This is a genomic window from uncultured Maricaulis sp. (assembly GCF_963975345.1).
Taxonomy (GTDB): domain Bacteria; phylum Pseudomonadota; class Alphaproteobacteria; order Caulobacterales; family Maricaulaceae; genus Maricaulis.
The window spans coordinates 240,730-258,976 of record NZ_CAXBGE010000002.1 but is presented as its reverse complement, the minus strand read 5'-3'; the positions used below and the strand labels follow the sequence as shown (position 1 = coordinate 258,976).

The following is an 18,247-nucleotide window of genomic DNA, read 5'->3' as shown; positions in this document are numbered from 1 at the left end:
ATGAGCCATTTTCTAGATCGTCTCACCTTTTTCACCCGGCCTTCCGAGAGCTTTTCCGACGGGCACGGCATCACCACGACCGAGGGCCGCGGCTGGGAGGAGGCCTACCGAAAACGCTGGCAGCACGACAAGATTGTCCGCTCCACCCATGGTGTGAATTGCACCGGCTCGTGCAGCTGGAAAATCTACGTCAAGGGCGGTCTGGTGACCTGGGAAACCCAGCAGACGGATTACCCGCGCACCCGCGCTGATCTGCCCAATCACGAACCACGCGGCTGCGCGCGCGGCGCCAGCTATTCCTGGTACATGTATTCGGCCAACCGGGTGAAATACCCGCTGATCCGCTCGCGCCTGCTCAAAGCCTGGCGTGCGGCCCGCAAAACCCTGTCGCCCATCGCGGCTTGGCGCTCGATCCAGCAGGACGAGGCGGTGCGCAAATCCTATGTCTCCAAGCGCGGCGCTGGCGGTCTGGTGCGTGGCGACTGGGACGAAGTCAGCGAAATTATCGCCGCTGCCAATGCCTATACCGCCAAGACCTATGGGCCCGACCGGGTGTTCGGCTTCTCGCCAATCCCGGCGATGTCGATGGTCTCCTATGCGGCGGGCTCACGCTACCTCTCCTTGCTCGGCGGCGTCTGCATGTCGTTCTATGACTGGTATTGCGATCTGCCGCCGGCCAGTCCGATGACTTGGGGCGAGCAGACCGATGTTCCCGAATCTGCCGACTGGTTCAATGCCGGCTATTTGCTGATCTGGGGCTCGAATGTGCCGCAGACCCGCACGCCCGACGCCCACTTCTACACCGAGGCCCGCTATCGCGGCGCCAAGAGCGCGGTGATCTGCCCGGACTATTCGGAAGCCGCCAAATTCGGCGATGTCTGGCTCAACCCCAAACAGGGCACCGATGCGGCTCTGGCGATGGCCTTCGGCCATGTCGTGTTGCGCGAATTCCATCTCGACCGGCAGGCCGAGTATTTTGACACCTATGTCCGTGAGAATTCCGACTTCCCCAATCTGGTTCGCCTCGAAAAACAGGGTGACCGCTATGTCGCCGGCCGGCTGCTGCGCGCCTCTGACTTCAGCGATGATCTCGGCGAGGACAATAATCCCGACTGGAAGACCGTCGCTTGGGACCGCAAGAGCGGCAAGATCGTCACCCCGCTCGGGTCAATCGGCTTTCGCTGGGGTCAGTCGGGCAAGTGGAATATCGAGCAGAAGGACAGCCAGGGCGAAGAGATCGATCTGGAAACAACCTTCATCCTCGACGAGAACCAGGACGATGTCGTCGATGTCGGCTTCCCGTATTTCGCCAATAAGGGCCATGACGCCTTCACCGGTACCGATCACCCCGATGTGCTGGTCCACAAAATCCCGGTCAAAAAGCTGAAACTCAAGGATGGCGAGACCCTGGTCGCCACCGTGTTCGACCTGTTCTGTGCCAACTACGGGCTTGATCGCGGCTTGGGCGGCGATTTCGTCGCGACCTCCTATGACGACATGATGCCCTACACGCCCGCTTGGGCGGAGGCCATTACCGGCGTACCACGCGAGCGGATCGTCGCGGTCGCACGCGAGTTCGCCAACAACGCCGAACAGACCAAGGGCAAATCCATGGTCATCCTCGGCGCGGGTCTGAACCACTGGTATAATATGGATATGAACTACCGGGGGATCATCAATCTCCTGGTGATGTGCGGCTGTATCGGCAAGTCCGGTGGCGGCTGGGCCCACTATGTCGGTCAGGAAAAACTGCGGCCGCAAACCGGCTGGCAACCACTTGCCTTCGGCCTCGACTGGAACCGTCCGCCGCGGCACCAAAACTCGACCTCCTGCTGGTATGCCCACACTGACCAGTGGCGCTATGAGACGATGAATGTCGATCAAATCCTCGCACCGACCGCGCCGGAAGGCTCGTGGGACGGGACGATGATCGATTATAATGTTCGGGCCGAACGGATGGGCTGGTTGCCCTCCGCGCCGCAACTCCAGACCAATCCGCTGACCATTGCCGCCAGCGCCAAGGCGCAGGGGCTTGAGCCGGCCGATTATGTCGTCAAATCGCTCAAATCCGGCGAGCTGGAAATGGCCTGCCACGATCCGGATAATCCGGCGAACTGGCCGCGCAATCTGTTTGTCTGGCGCTCCAACCTGCTGGGCTCATCCGGCAAGGGGCATGAGTATTTCATCAAACACCTGGTTGGCGGCAGTCACGGCGTCATGGGTGAGGAAACGCCTGAGGCGTTGCGTCCGAGCGAAGTCAAATGGGTCGCCGAAGCACCGCAGGGCAAGCTCGATCTGTTGGTGACGATCGATTTCCGGATGTCGACCACATGCGTCTATTCCGACATCGTCCTGCCGACCGCGACCTGGTATGAGAAGGACGATCTCAACACCTCTGACATGCACCCCTTCATTCACCCGCTGACGGCGGCCGTAGATCCGGCCTGGGAAGCGCGCAGTGACTGGGAAATCTTCAAGGGGCTGGCGAAGAAATTCTCCGAGATTGCGCCGGAAGAACTCGGCGTCGAAACCGATGTCGTGTTGACGCCGATCCTGCACGACACCCCGGGTGAAATGGCCCAGGGCCTCGACGTCAAGGATTGGAGCAAGGGCGAGATCGAGGCGATCCCCGGCAAGACGATGCCGAACATCTCTGTGGTGACCCGCGATTACGCCAATCTCTACAAGCAATACACCTCGCTGGGGCCCCTGCTGAGCAAGCTGGGCAATGGCGGCAAGGGCATTGGCTGGAATACCGAGCACGAGGTGCATCTGCTGGGCGAGCTCAATGGTGTCGTCCTCGAAGAGGGTATCAGCAAGGGCCAGCCCAAGATCGTCACCGCCATCGATGCCTGCGAAACCCTGTTGATGCTGGCTCCGGAGACCAATGGTCAAGTGGCCGTCAAGGCTTGGAACGCCTTGTCAGTGGCGACCGGCCGCGAGCATGCGCATCTGGCTTTGCCGAAGGAAGACGAGAAGATCCGCTTCCGCGATGTCGTCGCCCAGCCGCGCAAGATCATTTCCTCGCCGACCTGGTCGGGCATTGAGAGCGAGGAAGTCTGTTACAATGCAGGCTGGACCAATATCAATGAGCGCATTCCCTGGCGTACGCTGAGTGGCCGCCAACAGCTCTACCAGGACCATAAATGGATGCTCGCCTTCGGCGAGGGCCTGTGCGTCTACCGGCCTCCAATCGACACCAAGACGGTGGCGCCGGTGATCGATTCCAAGTCGAATGGTGAGCCGCAAATCGTGCTCAACTTCATCACGCCGCACCAGAAATGGGGCATTCACTCGACCTATACCGACAATCTGCTGATGCTGACCCTGTCACGCGGCGGCCCGATCGTGTGGATGTCCGAGACCGATGCCGCCAAGGTGGGGCTCGTCGATAATGACTGGGTGGAAGCCTATAACGCCAATGGTGCGCTGGTCGCCCGTGTCGTGGTTTCGCAGCGGATCAAGGAGGGCACGCTCTTCATGTATCACGCTCAGGAAAAGACGGTGAACGTGCCCGGTTCGCAAACCACCGGCCGGCGCGGCGGTATCCATAACTCCGTCACGCGGACCATGCTCAAACCGACGCATATGATCGGCGGCTATGCCCAGCAATCCTATGGATTCAACTATTACGGCACCGTCGGCTCCAATCGCGACGAGTTCGTGATTATTCGCAAAATGACCAAGATCGACTGGCTCGAAGGTCCGGCCGCAGACGCCATGGAGGCAGCGGAATGAAGATTCGTGCGCAAATCGGCAAAGTCCTCAATCTGGACAAATGCATTGGCTGCCATACCTGCTCGGTGACCTGCAAGAATGTGTGGACCAATCGCGAGGGCGTTGAATACGCCTGGTTCAACAATGTCGAGACCAAGCCCGGCATTGGCTACCCCAAGGACTGGGAGAACCAGAAGCGCTGGAATGGCGGCTGGACCCGCGCCAGCAATGGCTCGCTACGGCCAAAAATGGGCTCGAAATGGCGGATCCTGGCGAAGATTTTCGCCAATCCGGACCTGCCGGAAATCGACGACTATTACGAGCCCTTCACCTTCGATTACACCCATCTCCAGCGCGCCGGCGAGAGCGAGGCTTTCCCGACGGCACGGCCACGCTCGCTGATTTCCGGTGAGCGCATGGAGAAGATCGAATGGGGTCCCAACTGGGAGGAAATCCTCGGCGGGGAATTTGCCAAACGCTCCAAGGACGCCAATTTCGAAGGCATTCAGAAAGCCATGTATGGCGAGTTCGAAAACACTTTCATGATGTATCTGCCGCGGCTGTGTGAGCACTGTCTCAACCCGGCCTGTGCGGCGGCCTGCCCATCGGGTGCGATCTACAAGCGCGAGGAAGACGGCATTGTCCTGATCGACCAGGAGAAATGCCGCGGCTGGCGCATGTGTGTCTCCGGCTGCCCCTACAAGAAGATCTATTTCAACTGGTCGAGCGGCAAGTCGGAGAAATGTACCTTCTGCTATCCGCGCATCGAGGCCGGTCAGCCGACCGTGTGTTCGGAAACCTGCGTTGGACGGATCCGTTATCTCGGCGTTGTCCTCTATGACGCCGACCAGATCGAGGCGGCTGCCTCTGTGCCGGACGAGAAGGATCTCTATCCGGCGCAGCTCAACATGTTCCTCGACCCGCATGATCCGGAAGTGCAGGCCCAGGCGCTGCGTGATGGCGTGCCGCAAGCCTGGCTGGAAGCGGCCAAGCGTTCGCCGGTCTACAAGATGGCGATTGACTGGAAGATCGCTTTCCCGCTTCACCCCGAATACCGCACCCTGCCGATGGTCTGGTATGTGCCGCCACTCTCGCCGATCAATGCGGCGGCCGAGGCCGGTTCGATCAATGTCCAGAACGGCATGCCGGACGTGCGCTCCCTGCGCATTCCGCTGCGCTATCTCGCCAATCTGCTCACCGCTGGTGACGAGGCACCGATTGCCGCCGGTCTGGAACGCATGCTCGCCATGCGCGCCTATATGCGGGCCAAGACGGTCGATGGCGTGATCAATGAGAGCATTCCCCAAAGCGTTGGCCTGACCAAGGATCTGATCGAAGACATGTATCAGATCATGGCCATCGCCAATTACGAGGATCGCTTTGTCATCCCGACCACCCACCGGGAATGGGCTGAAGATGCCTATGACCTGCGCGGCGAATGCGGCTTCAGCTTCGGCAATGGCTGTTCTGACGGCTCCACCGTCGGCTCGCTGTTCGGCAAGGGCAAAGCCAATAAACCGATGACACCGATGGAGAAGGCATGATGGCCAAAACTTTCAAAGTGATGGCTGCCTTGCTGAGCTATCCGACCGCCGACATCCAGGCCGCCGGTCCGGAACTCAAGGCGGTGATGGCCGAAGAGGGCTTGTTGACCGTCGGCCAGCAGACCCGGCTCGCCCGTTTGATCGATCAGCTGGAAAGCCGGGATCTGTATGATCTGCAGGAACGCTATGTCAGCCTGTTCGATCGCTCGCGGACCCTGTCGCTGCACCTGTTCGAGCATGTCCATGGTGAGAGCCGGGCGCGCGGCCAGGCGATGGTTGATCTGCAGAATGTCTATGGCGAGAGCGGGCTGGAGATCAGCGCGAAGGAGCTGCCGGATTTCCTGCCACTCTTCCTGGAATTCCTCTCCACCCAGGACCTGGCGCAAGCGCAGGCCCTGCTCGGCGAGACCTCGCATGTGCTCGAAGCGCTGCGCGACCGGCTGCGCAAACGCAAAAGCATCTATGCCGCCGTCTTCCGCTCGCTGCTGACCCTGGCAACGATGGATGCTGACACCACCCAGGGCGAGATCCAGACCGATGATGAGGAGCCCGACGATCTGGAAGCTCTCGACGCGGCCTGGGCCGAGGAGCCGGTGACCTTCGGGCCCGGTGAGGCCGGCTGCAATGTCGCCGAGAAAATGCTCGAGAAAATGAAATTGCCGACCGCGCCGGCAGTATCGGCGCGTAGCCAGGGAGAGCAAAGATGAGTGAATACCTCAACACCGCCCTGTTCGGTATCTATCCCTATATCGCGCTGTCCGTGCTCGCGATCGGCTCGATCATCCGTTACGACCGCGAACCCTATTCCTGGAAAGCCGGCTCAAGCCAGCTCTTGCGCCGGCGTCAGCTGGTGCTCGGGTCGGTCCTGTTTCACGTTGGTGTGCTGATCGTTTTCTTTGGTCATCTCGTCGGGCTGTTGACGCCCATCGCGGTGTTTGACGCGCTCGGAATCCCGCACGGTGCCAAACAGGTGCTGGCGGTGGTCGCCGGCGGTGTCGCGGGGACATTGGCGCTGATCGGTGCGACCCTGTTGATGCACCGGCGTTTCGCCGATGCCCGGATCCGCAAGCATTCCAGCTTTGCCGATAATTCGATCCTGATCCTGCTCTATGCCCAGCTCCTGCTCGGTCTCGGCACGATCTTCATTTCGGTCCAGCATCTCGACGGCCATGAGATGGTGACCTTCATGAATTGGGCCCAGGGCATCTTCACCTTCGACTTCCGGGCCGCCAATTACATCCTCGGCGCCCATTGGATCTTCAAGGCCCACATCATGCTCGGCTTGACGATCTTCCTCGTCTTCCCCTTCACCCGGCTGGTGCACATGTTCAGCGCACCGCTGCGTTACATCTTCCGCCAGGGCTATCAGGTCGTGCGCCGCAAGCCCGTTCCCGGAGCAAAAGAATGACCGGACATTCCATCATCACACCCAAGCCACCGACGGCGGAAGTCTCGGTCAATGGGGTCGTCATTCCGGCGAAGGCGATCGCCGCCGAGACCCAGCACCACCCGGCACGCCGGCCGGAAGCGGCCTGGCAGGCTGCAGCTGAGGCGCTGGCGATCCGCGAAGCTCTGCTGCAGGCCGCCCGGGCGCGGGGCATCACAGCCCCGGCCGCCAGCGATGCCGATGCGGTGAAAGAAGTCGAGGAAGACGCGCTGATCCAGGCTTTCGTTGACCGCGAAGTAACAACGCCAGACCCGGATGAAGAGTCCTGCCGCCGCTATTTCTCCAATAATGCCGACAAGCTGCGCGCGCCCGATCTGTACGAGCCGGTCCACATCCTGCTGCAGGCGAGCAAGGAGGATCCCGACACTTATGAACGGGCCCGCCAGGAAGCGCAGACGCTGGTTGAGCATCTGCAAAACCGGCCGGATGACTTCGAGCGCGTCGCCCGCGACCGCTCCGATTGTTCCTCATCCTCCGAGGGCGGCCGGCTTGGGCAGGTCAGCCGGGGCGAGACGACGCCGGCCTTCGAGACGGCGATGATGAAGCTGCGGCCCGGCGAGATGACGCGCGAAGCGGTCGAAACACCCTATGGCTTTCACATCATCCGGCTCGATCAACTGGTTCGCGGCAAGGTGCCGGAATTCGATCTCGCCCGCCCTCTGGTCGAGGAATTCCTGCGCGATGCCAGCTGGCGGCGGGCGGTGGCCCAATTTGTGTCGCTGGTCGTCGGTGAGGCGAAGATTGCCGGCATCGAATTGCACGGCGCGACCTCGCCTCTGGTGCAGTAATTTTTGAAATCATCCGGTGCCAGAGCTGCCCCGGTGAAGAAGGGAAATGTCATGAGCGGGAGTAAATTGGGGCGTGCCAGCCTGTTGGCGTCGGCGGGCCTGATGGTGGTGCTGGGCACAGCTCAGCCGGCCAATGCCGAGGGCCAGTTTCTGGTCAATGCGCGGTTGCGCACCGAGCTGGTTGATCAGGATGGCTTGGCCAATGACGCCACCGCGATCACCCTGCGGACGCGTCTGGGTTACCAGACCGGGGACATGTCCGGCTTCACCTTTTTGGTCGAGGGCGAAAACGTCCTCCACCTGGTTGATGATTTCAACGACACCATCAATGGCCTGCCCGGTTATCCGGTGGTCGCCGATCCGGAAACCACCGAGCTCAATCGCTTGCAGCTGGCCTATACCGGCTTCGAAAAAACCAGCCTGACACTGGGGCGCCAGCGCATTATTCTCGGCGATGCCCGCTATGTGGGCAATGTTGGCTTCCGTCAGAATGAACAAACTTTCGATGCCTTTCTCGCCTCCACCACGGCGGTCGAGCATCTGACCCTGACCTATGCCTATCTTGACCGGGTTCATCGCGTGTTTGGCGACGATCATCCTGCAGGTGAGTTCAATCTCGACACGCACGTGTTGACCGCGGCCTTCGCTGCTCCGGTTGGTGTCGTCACGGCTATGGCCATTCTCAATGACGTGACGGACGCGGCGTTGCTCTCAAGCGCTACCTATGTCGTCAAGTGGAGCGGGTCCGTCACCGGCGAGGGGCGGCCCACATTCGGCTACCGGCTCGAATACGCGGTCCAGAGTGATTACGGTAACTCGCCGACCGCTTTTGATTTGGCCATGTTCCGGGCCGAGGCCAGTTTGAGCCAGAACGGGTTGAGCGGCGCGCTCGGGATTGAATCGCTCGAAGGCAATGGTGCGCGCGGTTTCAGCACGCCATTGGCAACGCTGCATGGTTATCAGGGCTGGGCCGATGTCTTTCTGACAACGCCCGCCGACGGCATTCGCGACGTCTATGGCCGCGCTGGCTATGCCTTTCCCAATCCACCGTTCGGATCCGCGATGGGCGCGACGGTCGTATTCCATAATTTCGAGGCGGAAAATGGTGGCGCGGATTTGGGGTCAGAATTTGACGCCGTGCTGAGCTCGCAGCTGACCGAGCATGTCGGGCTCGAATTCAAGGCCGCCCTCTATGACGGTGGTGACAGCGCTTTGGCTGATCGGACCAAGTTGTGGTTTGCGATCACCTATAGCCGGTAGTCTGCATGTGCCCGGTTTGAGCGGTTTGTTCCGGTTACAGCGCCGGATCGCGGCTGATGGTGCGAAAGCCGATATGTGAGGCGGAGAAGTCCCGTTCCTGGGCCTGCCGTGCGGCGGGTCGGAAACGGGCGCAGTAATTGGGGGCGCACAGATAGGAGCCGCCACGGATTGTGCCGGTTTCCGGATCGGCGCTGAACGGGCTTGAGGTCCATTCCCAGACATTGCCGGTCATGTCGACCAGGCCGAGATCATTCGGTTCGAAACAACCGATTGGCGCGAGACCAACAAAGCCGTCATCGCCGGTATCGATCACTGGGAAGGGGCCCTGCCAGCTATTGGCGCGCCATTGGCCATCGGGGCGGAACTCATCGCCCCATTCAAACTCGGTCCCGACATGCCCGGCGCGGGCGGCAATTTCCCACTCGGTCTCGTTGGGCAATTCACCACCAGCCCAGGCGGCATAGGCCTGCGCATCAGCATAGGCGATGTGGACGACCGGATAGTCATCGCGCCCCGCAATCGAGCTGCCCGGACCTTGCGGCGCGCGCCAGGAGGCGCCGGGCACGAAGCGCCACCAATAACCCTCGCCGGCACTGACACCGAACACGGCCGAGCCGGCAACCAGCGCCGCCGGGTCGATCTCGGGATAATCAGCCGGGTCGGGCGTTTGTTCAGCCACGGTGACATAGCCGGTTGCGGCCACGAAGCGTGCGAATTGGGCATTGGTGACCTCGTGCCGGTCGATCCAGAAACCGGCGGTTTCAACCTCTTGCGGCCCCGCCTCTTCGCGATAGCGCGGTGTCGCGCCGATCTGATAGCGCCCCGCAGGCACCCAGATACGATCATTGGCGGGCGCCGCGCTGCAATGCTGGATCGCGGCGACAGCTTCTGGCGACGCATCGCGGCCCAGCAGCCAATAGCCCACAGTCAAGCCCGTCAGGACGACCAGTCCCGCCGCAGCGCCGAAGGCCCATTTCTGCATCATCGGGCCCTTTCTCCTCAGCGCCAGGACTGGAAGCTGACCGTATCATCGCCCGCCGGCAGGCTGACAACCAGCCCGTCCTCGGCGATCCGGATCGGTCCGGAGAAAGCGCCAGCAGCATCACCCAGGAAAGCGGCATTGAGGCTGCGGCTCGGCACGGCGGGCACGATGTGGTTGAGCACCAGGGCTTGCGCCTGGGCGGTGCTGGCGGCGACAGCGGCCTGTTCCGGCGTCGTGTGATAGTCGCGGATATCGGTCATGATCGTGTCGAGCCGGTCATTGCCGCGCGCACGGGCGCCGTCATTGATGAAGTCGAGCAGGCGTGGTTGCAGTGCTTCAACGACCAGCAGGTCTGCACCGGCGGCGAGGGCTTGGAATCCGGGCGAGGCCTCGGCGACGAGATCGCCGCTCATCACCAGCGAACGGCCCTGATAATCGAAGCGATACGCGACGGACGGGCTGACGGGTGCATGGTCAACCGCGACGGCCCAGATCGTCAGCCCGCCATTTTCGAGCAATTTGGTCGGCGCCGTCTGGTCATATCCGGCGATGTTGAAGGGCTCAGCCACCATGCCGAAACCCGATGGCGGTGCGATCACCTCGCCATGATGGCCGGTGCGATAGGTCGCATCGAGGCTATAGGCCTGATTGAAGCCGGCGACGACGGTCTCAACGCCGGGCGGTCCCATCACGGGGAGCGGTTCGGTGTGTCCGGTGCCGATCCAGCGCTGCAAAGCCAGATCGCCAAGGCCGCCGATATGGTCGGAGTGGAAATGCGTCAGCAGCACCGCTTCGATCTCACCGGCCGGTATGCCCATCAGCAAAAGATTGCTCACCGATCCGGCTCCGGAATCGACGACGAAGAGCCGGTCTCCGGCGATCACGACGGCGCAGCTCGGCGCGCGTGACGGGTCGGGCAGGGGCGATCCTGTGCCGCAAAAGGCGATATGGAGTCCATCCGGTAAATCGCCGATCCGGTCGAGGGACATCTGGCGCTCCACGCGGCGCTCATACATTGCCGTCGCCAATTGCGACTGGAACACAAAGCCCAGCCCGGCACCGAGCAAAGCCAGGGCGAGGGCCCCGAACAGGATACGTCTGGGCAGGCTCATTGTGTCGGTCCCGTCATGATGGCGTGGCGCCAGCTTGGGCTGAAAGCGCCTGTTCGACGCGCCAGAGCCGGTCCTGGCCCCAGACGGACAGATTGCCGGTATGGAAGGAGGGCACGCCCCAAAGGCCCAGATCGAGCAGGCGCTGGCGATTGGTCTCCGCGACGTCGCGCCAGCTCTCATCACTCAGGGCCGCCTTGGCCGCGTCCCAGTCGAGCCCGGCGCGTTCGACCAGTTGGCGCAGGCCGCGATCAGAGCCGGCATCAATGCCCTCAGCCCAGACCCCGCGCAGGAAACTGGTCAGAAAGGCGCGGCCCTTGTCTTGTGCCATCGCGTAATGCAGCACCGCGAGACCGCGTTCGGTCGGCCGGCCCAGCGGGTCGCAGATATTGCCGAAGGGCAGGCCGAGCCGTTCCGCTTCGCGCTTGGCGTCGAGCAGGAAGTATTCGCCCTTGCGACGCGGCACTGGCAGCGCCCGCATCACCATCGGCAGCACGAAGCGGATCTCGACCCGCGCCTGCCAGCGGTCCGCCAGCGCAAACGCCCGCTCCATCGCCAGATAGGTGTAGGGGCTGCGCAAGGAGGGGTAGATCTCCAGCACCGCGCTGTCGCTCTCGCCGCCCTGATCACTCTCAAGCAAGGGTGGTGTGAGGGCGGGAGGTGTTGCCGGTTCGCGTCCGGCACCAAGCCCGGCCAGGCGGGCTTCCAGATAGTGCAGCCGGTCGGCGCTCCAATACCATTCGCCGCCATAATACAGCGTCGCGCTCTGGAAATGTCCGAGCTCATCGCGCAGGGCCGAGCCAGTCTGTGCTGCTTGGACGGCCGCGACCGGGCTGGCTTCGCCATAGCGTTCAGCGGCGGCGGTCATCGCTGCTTGATCGCCGCGCCACAGGGCATCGCTGGTCTCGACCGCCGCTTGCAGGGCATCGCTGCCGCCCAGGGCCGAGGCCATGATTGCGGTCGCCTGGTTTTCCAGCGCGGCTTCGGGCAGGGCGCCGGGATCGGTGAAGGCAAGGCCGAAATGTGTCGCCAAAGCTTGCGTATCGCGGCGCGCATAGGCGGGCAGGCGTTCGGGATCGGGATTGACATCACCGGCGGGAAGTCCGGTGAGATGAACGCTCATTTCGATTCCGAAACGATCACACAGCGCCGCCGCCAGCGGTGCCATCAAAGCACAGGCCGGATCGCCCGGGCGGTGAAAATAGATCACCCGGTGCGGCTCGCCGCGCCGCTTGCGCTGCGCCTCGGCGCGCTTGCGCCGGGCTTCACGCCGGCCGGGGCTGGTGAGCGCGCGATAGATTTGCCGTCGCAGCCAGACACGCATCCTCAACCCTCAATTCGCCCAGTTGATATAGTCATCATCCGCCGAGCGCGGCTCGATAATGCTCCGGTCGATATAGACCGGCGGTGCCACCAGGCTGGGCCAGATCGGATCGGCTTGGACGGCATCGATGGCATTGAGCGCCTCGGTCATGACCGCCAGGCGATCCGGTTCTGTCTCCGCCAAATTGATCTGTTCGGTTGGGTCCTCATTGAGGTTGAACAGCCAGGTTCGCGGCGGCAATTCGGAGATTTGCAGCTTCCAGCCATCACGCATCAGGACGCGGTAGCGATCCGAACGCCAGAACAGATCGCGCTCGGGTGCGGCGGCGTCTGGCGTCTCGGTCAGCGGCATCAGATCGACGCTGTCCATCGTCCGGTCCTGCGGAACCGGGGCCCCTGCGGCGTGAGCGGCGGTAGCGAAGATGTCGACATGGGCGGCCGGGGCGTCGATCACGGTGCCGGCTGGAATACGGGCCGGCCATTGCAGGAACATCGGTACGCGAATGCCGCCTTCGAAGAAGGTGGCCTTCCAGCCGCGATAGGGCGCATTGATCTCCGGGAAGCCGACATAGCTGGCGCCGCCATTATCGCTGGAGAAGACGATCAGCGTATTGTCGGCAATGCCCTGTTCTTCAAGCGAAGCGACAATCTCGCCGACAGCGCGGTCGGCGGCACGGATCATGGCGGCATAGACGCGCAGGCGTTCGTCCTCGATCTGCGGCAGCGCGTCATAATCCGAGCGCAGCGCCTGCAGCGGCGTGTGCGGCGCATTGAGTGCGAAATACATGAAGAAGGGCCGGTTGGCATTGGCTTCAATCGCCGCGACTGCGTTGTCGGCCAGATAATCGGTCATATAACGGTCGGGGTGGAAGCGCTGGCTGCCATTATGGCGCACCGCAAAACTCAGATTGGGCCAAAGGAAACGGTCGACCGGATCGAACTCGGCGACTGCGTTGACGACGTCCGGGTCATTGACGTCCATGAAGAGCGCGGCACCGGGCATGAAGCCGAGCCATTCGTCAAAGCCCTGGTTTTGCGGCTGGAATTGCTCGGCGCCGCCCAGATGCCATTTGCCGAAGAAGAGGGTGTGATAGCCTTGGTCGCGCAGTAGCTCGGCCATGGTGATTTCGCTGGTCGGCAGGCCCTGTTCGTCCAGAGGGATGGCGTCGGCCTCGCGTTCGGCATGATAGATCGCCGGATGTGGGCCGTAATCGAATGAACCGAGCAGGCGATGGAACTGGACCGGCGCCGGAGTGAATTCAAAGCCGAAACGGGTCGCAAAACGGCCGGTCATGATCGCAGCGCGCGACGGCGCGCACGTGGCATTGCCGGCATAGCCATTGGTGAAAATTGCACCGCGGGCTGCCAGCGCATCAATATTGGGCGTCTGCAACAACCCACCGGCGACGCCGCCGCCAAAGGTGGAAATGTCATTGATGCCCAGATCATCAACCAGGATGACGATGATATTGGGTTGGCGATCCGCCGCTGCCGTCTCGGCGGTGGCGGGCCCCTGTTCCCAGGTCACCGGCTGGGTCGCCAGAATCGGGTCGCGCAGGCGGTTCATCAGGCCGGGCAGACCGATCCGGTAGTGCATGAAGGCGCCATAGCCGATCGCAAGCGCAGCAGCGCCGGCGGCGAGATACATCCAGGGTTTCATGGTCATCCTCAGCTCCGGTCTTCGCCGGTATTGACGATGCTGCGGGCGCCCTTGGCGAAGCGGTCAGCCGCGCTGTCGGTGTCGCTGCCCTTTGTCTTCGCCAGCATTTCAGCGAGATCATAAGGCACTTTAATCCCCGCTTGGGCAGCGGGACGCTCGGCGATCTGATCGATCCAGCGCCGCAAATGCACGAAGGGTTCAAGCTCGACACCCGACCAGGATGCGGTGCGGGCCCAGCACCAGTTTGCGATATCGGCGATGGAAAATTCACCGGCCAGGTATTCATGCCCGGCCAAGCGTCCATCGAGCACAGAGAGCAGGCGCGCGGACTCGCCCTGATAGCGTTTGATGGCGATGTCGATCTTTTCGGGCATGTAGCGATAGAAAACATTCGCCTGTCCCATCATCGGCCCGAGACCGCCCATCTGGAACATCAGCCATTGGATCACGCGCGACCGGCCCTTGGCGTCGGACGGCAGCAGGCATCCGGTCTTCTCGGCGAGGTAGATCATGATCGCGCCGCTCTCGAATACGGTGAAGTCATCGGCCTCGCGGTCGCGGATGACAGGAATGCGTCCATTCGGATTCATTGACAGAAATCCCGGCGTTTTCTGGCCGCCCTGCATCAGATCGATGGCGTGGACCTCGTAGGGCAGGCCCAGCTCCTCAAGGGTAACCGAGGCCTTCCAGCCATTGGGCGTCGCGGAGGTATAGAGTTCGATCATGCCAGGCTCCCCAATCCGGCATTTGACAAAGCCGGTGATTTGGAGTGACGGTAGGATATGTCACACGGTGCGTCAATTGTTCGACGATAGACGCATTCAAGATTTGGGGAAACGCCATGCAAATTATTCTGCGAGCCGCTACTGCGCTGTCCGCACTCATACTTCTCGCGCTTGGCGCATCCTTCCTGATTATGCCTGAGCTGGTGATGGCTCCCTTGGGTCTGCACGCTGATGGCGCGATCGGGATGAATTTCATGCGCGGCGACGCCGGCGCTTCGCTTTTTCTCATCGGCGCGCTCATCGGGCGGGCGGCGCTGGCCGGCGATGGTGCCAAGCTGGACATTCCGGTCGCCTGGGCCGCGCTGCTTGTAGTGGCCCGCATTGTCGGGATGGCTGTTGATCCGGATGGGGTCGCCGCCTTGCCACTCTTCGCCGTCGATTTCGGGCTTCTCGTGGTCCTGTTGCTGGGGCGCTGGAAAATGAAGGGGGCGGTGTGATCACCCCGGAGGATGCCCAGACGGTGTCATTGGGCGATGGGCGCACGCGCCGGCGCACGGACAATCGCGCCCGGATCGTAGCGTCCTTTCTCGACCTGATCCGGGCGGGTAATGTTTCGCCGAGCGCCCAGGCGGTGGCTGAACGGGCTCAGGTGAGTTCGCGCACGGTGTTTCGTTGCTTTCAGGATATGGAATCGCTCAATCGTGAAATCGTCATCGCCCTGCGCGACGAATTCCTGCCGCGCGCGGTCCTCGATCTGTCGACGACAGATCGCCGTGAAAGGCTGGCTCGTCTGGTGCAAAACCGCGCTTCGATGTTCGAGGACATGACGCCGTTCCGGCTTGCCGCCGAGGCCCACCGTCACCAATCGGAGGTTCTGGCGGGCGATCATGCCTTCTTGGTGGCGAAGGAGCGCGAAAGGCTGGAGACGGCGGTCAATCCCGACCGGGCGCTCGACAGTCTCACCGCCGAGGGCCTGTCGGCCGTGACCTGCTTCGACTTCTGGCGCCGATTGCGGTCCGATCAGGATTTATCGCCGGCCCAGGCGGCGAGTGTGATGCTGGCGTCAGCGTTTGCGATATTCGATGCCGGGCCGGATGCCGGTCCGGTTAGCGGCGACGCGAAAACCTGACCAGCCGGTAGAGGCCGAAGCCTGCGAGGCCGAGGATCAAAAGCACGACCAGCGCCAGCTGCCAGCCATAAAATTCAAGCTGCCGCATCGTGGCATTGATCGAGATTTGGTCGTGCACATCATACCCTTCGGGCAGGTCAAGCACACCATTGGCCGCGGCATAGGCGGCGTAATCGTCCAGCATCGCAGCCGTCAGGTCGGGTTCTTGCGCGGCAAGGTCGAAGGTTTCGCCGGGGTCAATCGCCAGGTCGAATAATTGCCAACTGCCATCACCCCAGGGCGGCATATTGCGCACCAGTTTGAAGTCGCCGCGGAACAGGGCTGAATTGCCGGATACTTCGAACCCGACCGCGTCGCCGGGCGCATAGGCGGCGTCGGCTCGGCCGGTTACGACGCTGCGCAGGCTGCGGCCTGTGACATCGCTGGTCACCGATGACAGACCAGCGAGGTCGAGGATTGTCGGCGTCACATCCGTGACATAGCCGGCCGCTTGGCTGTGTTGTCCGCTGACGATTCCCGGCCCGGCGATCAGGAAGGGAACCCGCAGTCCGCCTTCCGAGGCGTAGAATTTGAACAGGTTGAACGGGGCTGCGGCCGCCATCGCCCATTCCGGACCGATGAAGGCGTAACTGCCTCGTTCGCCAAGGTTCTCGAGCTGGCGAGTATAGCCGTGCAAATTCATCCAGGTGCCGAAACCGGGTTCGCCCACCGGGTGGCTCGGTTCGGGGCCGTTATCGGAGGTGACAATGAAGATGGTGTTGTCGAACTGTCCCGTCGACTCAAGGTGTTCGACAAGTCGACCAAGATGGTGATCCATCGCCTCGAGCATGCCGGCATTGACCGCCATTGAGCGGGCATAGAGGGCGCGATCATCCTCGGACAGATCGGTCCAGGCGCGCATGCGGTCGGGAAGTGGCAGGGCCGAGGTCGTCGCGGGTACCAGCCCGAGATCAACCGCCCGCGAGGCGCGTGCCTGCCGCAGGGCTTCCCAGCCGTCGCGATAGGTTTCGGCATAATTCTCGGTGAATTCGCGTGGCGCCTGGACCGGGATATGGATCGCCTGGAAAGCGAGATATGCGAAGAAGGGATCCGCGCTGCCGGCGTCGGCATCGATATAATCGATCATCCGGTCGACGAGAAATTCGGACGAATAGAACTCGTCCGGCAAATGCGCCCGTGCGCCATCCTCGAACCAGTCGGCGGTCCGGTAATAGGGCATGTAGGGTTTTTCGTCCCAATTGTCGGCGCCGGAGGCGTCGAGCACGAAGGAATGGTCGAAACCGTGGGCATTGGGCAGATCGCCTTCGCCATGACCGAGATGCCATTTGCCCGTCATATAGGTGCGATAGCCGGCCGCTTGTAGCCGGTCAGCGACCGTGACAACACCGGGTTCCAGGCTCATGCCATAGCCGGGCTGGCCGCGATGCTCCGGCGGCAGGACTTCGGGAATGGTCGCCAGTCCGGTGCGGTGATTGTCGAGCCCGGTCAGAAGCATCGCCCTAGATGGCGCGCACAGCGGCGAGGAATGATAGTTCGAGAAAATCATGCCGCGCCGTGCCAGCCGGTCGATCACTGGTGTGCGGGCTTCGCCGCCATAAATCCCGAAATCCATGAAGGCGGCGTCATCAACCAGAACCAGCACGAAATTCGGCCGCACCGCTGGCTGGGCGGGCTCGGCTGCGTCCTGCGCCAGCAGCGGCGATGTCGCCAGCGCCGAGACGATCAGGCCCAACCCGGCCAGGATTCCGTGTGCACTTGTCCGCATGACTGGTTCGCCCCGTAACCCGGTCGTCAAATTATTGTGGCAGACACTATGACATAATATTGCGCAATTCAATCCGTGATGGCCGGGGTCGGCACGTCAGGCCGGATCGACCGTCAGCGTGGTTCGTTTTTGCGCTTGGTCGACATCGCGATAGGTGAGGGTGAAATTGACGGCGATCGACAGGCGCGGATCGGGCTGAAAATGCGGCACGACTTCGTGCCAGACAAAGGCCGGGAACATGATCATCAGGCCCGGGCGCGGATGAACATGGGCGTGAAATTGCCAGCCGCCCATCAGCGAGGCGTTGAAGCGCGGATCGTGCAGGATCAGCGCACCCTCGGCGGGCTGCCAGTAATTCTTCATCGCCGACTGGGCTTCCAGCACCGGCTTTTCGGTCGGGGTGGTTGCGACATAATAGACCGAGGCGATATGGGCGACATGATTGTGCGAGGGCACGTAATGGCGTGCAGCCGAGACATTGGCGAACATCTGCATCTCGACATCAAACTCGCCAATCCAGCCGATCTGGCGGCAATATTCGGTGAGATCAGCCAACGCCAGCATCTCCAATTGCTTGAAGGCCGGGACTTTGTCGGCGAGGTCGCAGAGGTTGATCGAGTCGGATTTTTGCGCCTGTTCCGGGCTGCGATAGAAGGGGTCATCGACCAGCGCCTGTTTGAGCGCCGCGTTGAGATCGGGCTGCTCATGCTCCCAGGTCACCACCGGGGTCGCAAAGAGGTCGTAGCGCTGTGAAACTTCTCGCTTGCTTTGTGTCATGCGATTTGAGACTCCAGAGAC

15 protein-coding genes are annotated in these 18,247 nt (G+C 62.1%); 8 read left to right on the top strand and 7 right to left on the bottom strand.

From position 1 onward, the window contains the following. The 6 genes from AAC029_RS02845 to AAC029_RS02820 are packed head-to-tail and all read left to right on the top strand — an operon-like array spanning nucleotide 1 to nucleotide 8,756. On the top strand, nucleotides 1-3,738 hold the full coding sequence (locus AAC029_RS02845; protein ID WP_339743737.1) for a nitrate reductase subunit alpha: 3,738 nt from the start codon (nucleotides 1-3) through the stop codon (nucleotides 3,736-3,738). Continuing rightward, complete coding sequence (narH, locus tag AAC029_RS02840) at nucleotides 3,735-5,261, top strand: nitrate reductase subunit beta (RefSeq protein WP_339743735.1); 1,527 nt, start codon at nucleotides 3,735-3,737, stop codon at nucleotides 5,259-5,261. The genes AAC029_RS02845 and narH overlap by 4 nt, the downstream gene beginning before the upstream one ends. After that, on the top strand, nucleotides 5,258-5,968 hold the full coding sequence (gene narJ / locus AAC029_RS02835) for a nitrate reductase molybdenum cofactor assembly chaperone (protein WP_339743733.1): 711 nt from the start codon (nucleotides 5,258-5,260) through the stop codon (nucleotides 5,966-5,968). Before narH ends, narJ begins: the two co-directional genes overlap by 4 nt. Beyond that, nucleotides 5,965-6,669: a respiratory nitrate reductase subunit gamma gene (narI, locus tag AAC029_RS02830; protein WP_339743731.1), complete on the top strand. Its 705-nt coding sequence runs from the start codon at nucleotides 5,965-5,967 to the stop codon at nucleotides 6,667-6,669. The genes narJ and narI overlap by 4 nt, the downstream gene beginning before the upstream one ends. Further along, nucleotides 6,666-7,496, top strand: coding sequence for a peptidylprolyl isomerase (locus AAC029_RS02825; protein WP_339743729.1), 831 nt, complete (start codon nucleotides 6,666-6,668; stop codon nucleotides 7,494-7,496). Before narI ends, AAC029_RS02825 begins: the two co-directional genes overlap by 4 nt. A gap of 51 nt (nucleotides 7,497-7,547) precedes the next feature. Beyond that, complete coding sequence (locus AAC029_RS02820) at nucleotides 7,548-8,756, top strand: hypothetical protein (protein ID WP_339743727.1); 1,209 nt, start codon at nucleotides 7,548-7,550, stop codon at nucleotides 8,754-8,756. 34 nt (nucleotides 8,757-8,790) lie between these two features. Here the strand turns inward: AAC029_RS02820 and AAC029_RS02815 are convergent, their stop codons facing one another. Genes AAC029_RS02815 through AAC029_RS02795 form a run of 5 tightly spaced genes read right to left on the bottom strand, consistent with a single transcriptional unit; the run spans nucleotide 8,791 to nucleotide 14,555 of the window. Continuing rightward, nucleotides 8,791-9,741: an SUMF1/EgtB/PvdO family nonheme iron enzyme gene (locus AAC029_RS02815; protein WP_339743725.1), complete on the bottom strand. Its 951-nt coding sequence runs from the start codon at nucleotides 9,739-9,741 to the stop codon at nucleotides 8,791-8,793. A gap of 14 nt (nucleotides 9,742-9,755) precedes the next feature. Continuing rightward, on the bottom strand, nucleotides 9,756-10,850 hold the full coding sequence (locus AAC029_RS02810; protein ID WP_339743723.1) for an MBL fold metallo-hydrolase: 1,095 nt from the start codon (nucleotides 10,848-10,850) through the stop codon (nucleotides 9,756-9,758). Nucleotides 10,851-10,863: 13 nt separating this feature from the next. Continuing rightward, nucleotides 10,864-12,171, bottom strand: coding sequence for a DsbA family protein (locus AAC029_RS02805; protein ID WP_339743721.1), 1,308 nt, complete (start codon nucleotides 12,169-12,171; stop codon nucleotides 10,864-10,866). 9 nt (nucleotides 12,172-12,180) lie between these two features. Further along, nucleotides 12,181-13,836, bottom strand: a complete 1,656-nt coding sequence (locus tag AAC029_RS02800; RefSeq protein ID WP_339743719.1) for a sulfatase-like hydrolase/transferase — start codon at nucleotides 13,834-13,836, stop codon at nucleotides 12,181-12,183. Between the two features lie 2 nt (nucleotides 13,837-13,838). Further along, on the bottom strand, nucleotides 13,839-14,555 hold the full coding sequence (locus tag AAC029_RS02795) for a glutathione S-transferase N-terminal domain-containing protein (RefSeq protein WP_339743717.1): 717 nt from the start codon (nucleotides 14,553-14,555) through the stop codon (nucleotides 13,839-13,841). Between the two features lie 116 nt (nucleotides 14,556-14,671). Here AAC029_RS02795 and AAC029_RS02790 point away from each other — a divergent pair, with 116 nt between their 5' ends. After that, on the top strand, nucleotides 14,672-15,052 hold the full coding sequence (locus AAC029_RS02790; protein WP_339743715.1) for a hypothetical protein: 381 nt from the start codon (nucleotides 14,672-14,674) through the stop codon (nucleotides 15,050-15,052). After that, nucleotides 15,049-15,684 (top strand): hypothetical protein, encoded by a 636-nt coding sequence (locus AAC029_RS02785; protein ID WP_339743713.1) that lies wholly within the window; start codon nucleotides 15,049-15,051, stop codon nucleotides 15,682-15,684. Before AAC029_RS02790 ends, AAC029_RS02785 begins: the two co-directional genes overlap by 4 nt. Here AAC029_RS02785 and AAC029_RS02780 read toward each other — a convergent pair. Further along, on the bottom strand, nucleotides 15,662-17,449 hold the full coding sequence (locus AAC029_RS02780) for an arylsulfatase (protein WP_339743711.1): 1,788 nt from the start codon (nucleotides 17,447-17,449) through the stop codon (nucleotides 15,662-15,664). The genes AAC029_RS02785 and AAC029_RS02780 overlap by 23 nt on opposite strands. Nucleotides 17,450-17,545: 96 nt before the next feature. Next, complete coding sequence (locus tag AAC029_RS02775; protein WP_339743709.1) at nucleotides 17,546-18,226, bottom strand: putative 2OG-Fe(II) oxygenase; 681 nt, start codon at nucleotides 18,224-18,226, stop codon at nucleotides 17,546-17,548. Between the last annotated feature and the right edge of the window lie 21 nt (nucleotides 18,227-18,247).

What these genes read in the sequence shown, in the direction of transcription:
- AAC029_RS02845 (WP_339743737.1), top strand. Translation starts at nt 1, where the DNA reads ATGAGCCATTTTCTAGATCGTCTCACCTTTTTCACCCGGCCTTCCGAG.
- narH (WP_339743735.1), top strand. Translation starts at nt 3,735, where the DNA reads ATGAAGATTCGTGCGCAAATCGGCAAAGTCCTCAATCTGGACAAATGC.
- narJ (WP_339743733.1), top strand. Translation starts at nt 5,258, where the DNA reads ATGATGGCCAAAACTTTCAAAGTGATGGCTGCCTTGCTGAGCTATCCG.
- narI (WP_339743731.1), top strand. Translation starts at nt 5,965, where the DNA reads ATGAGTGAATACCTCAACACCGCCCTGTTCGGTATCTATCCCTATATC.
- AAC029_RS02825 (WP_339743729.1), top strand. Translation starts at nt 6,666, where the DNA reads ATGACCGGACATTCCATCATCACACCCAAGCCACCGACGGCGGAAGTC.
- AAC029_RS02820 (WP_339743727.1), top strand. Translation starts at nt 7,548, where the DNA reads ATGAGCGGGAGTAAATTGGGGCGTGCCAGCCTGTTGGCGTCGGCGGGC.
- AAC029_RS02815 (WP_339743725.1), bottom strand. Translation starts at nt 9,741, where the DNA reads ATGATGCAGAAATGGGCCTTCGGCGCTGCGGCGGGACTGGTCGTCCTG.
- AAC029_RS02810 (WP_339743723.1), bottom strand. Translation starts at nt 10,850, where the DNA reads ATGAGCCTGCCCAGACGTATCCTGTTCGGGGCCCTCGCCCTGGCTTTG.
- AAC029_RS02805 (WP_339743721.1), bottom strand. Translation starts at nt 12,171, where the DNA reads ATGCGTGTCTGGCTGCGACGGCAAATCTATCGCGCGCTCACCAGCCCC.
- AAC029_RS02800 (WP_339743719.1), bottom strand. Translation starts at nt 13,836, where the DNA reads ATGACCATGAAACCCTGGATGTATCTCGCCGCCGGCGCTGCTGCGCTT.
- AAC029_RS02795 (WP_339743717.1), bottom strand. Translation starts at nt 14,555, where the DNA reads ATGATCGAACTCTATACCTCCGCGACGCCCAATGGCTGGAAGGCCTCG.
- AAC029_RS02790 (WP_339743715.1), top strand. Translation starts at nt 14,672, where the DNA reads ATGCAAATTATTCTGCGAGCCGCTACTGCGCTGTCCGCACTCATACTT.
- AAC029_RS02780 (WP_339743711.1), bottom strand. Translation starts at nt 17,449, where the DNA reads ATGCGGACAAGTGCACACGGAATCCTGGCCGGGTTGGGCCTGATCGTC.
- AAC029_RS02775 (WP_339743709.1), bottom strand. Translation starts at nt 18,226, where the DNA reads ATGACACAAAGCAAGCGAGAAGTTTCACAGCGCTACGACCTCTTTGCG.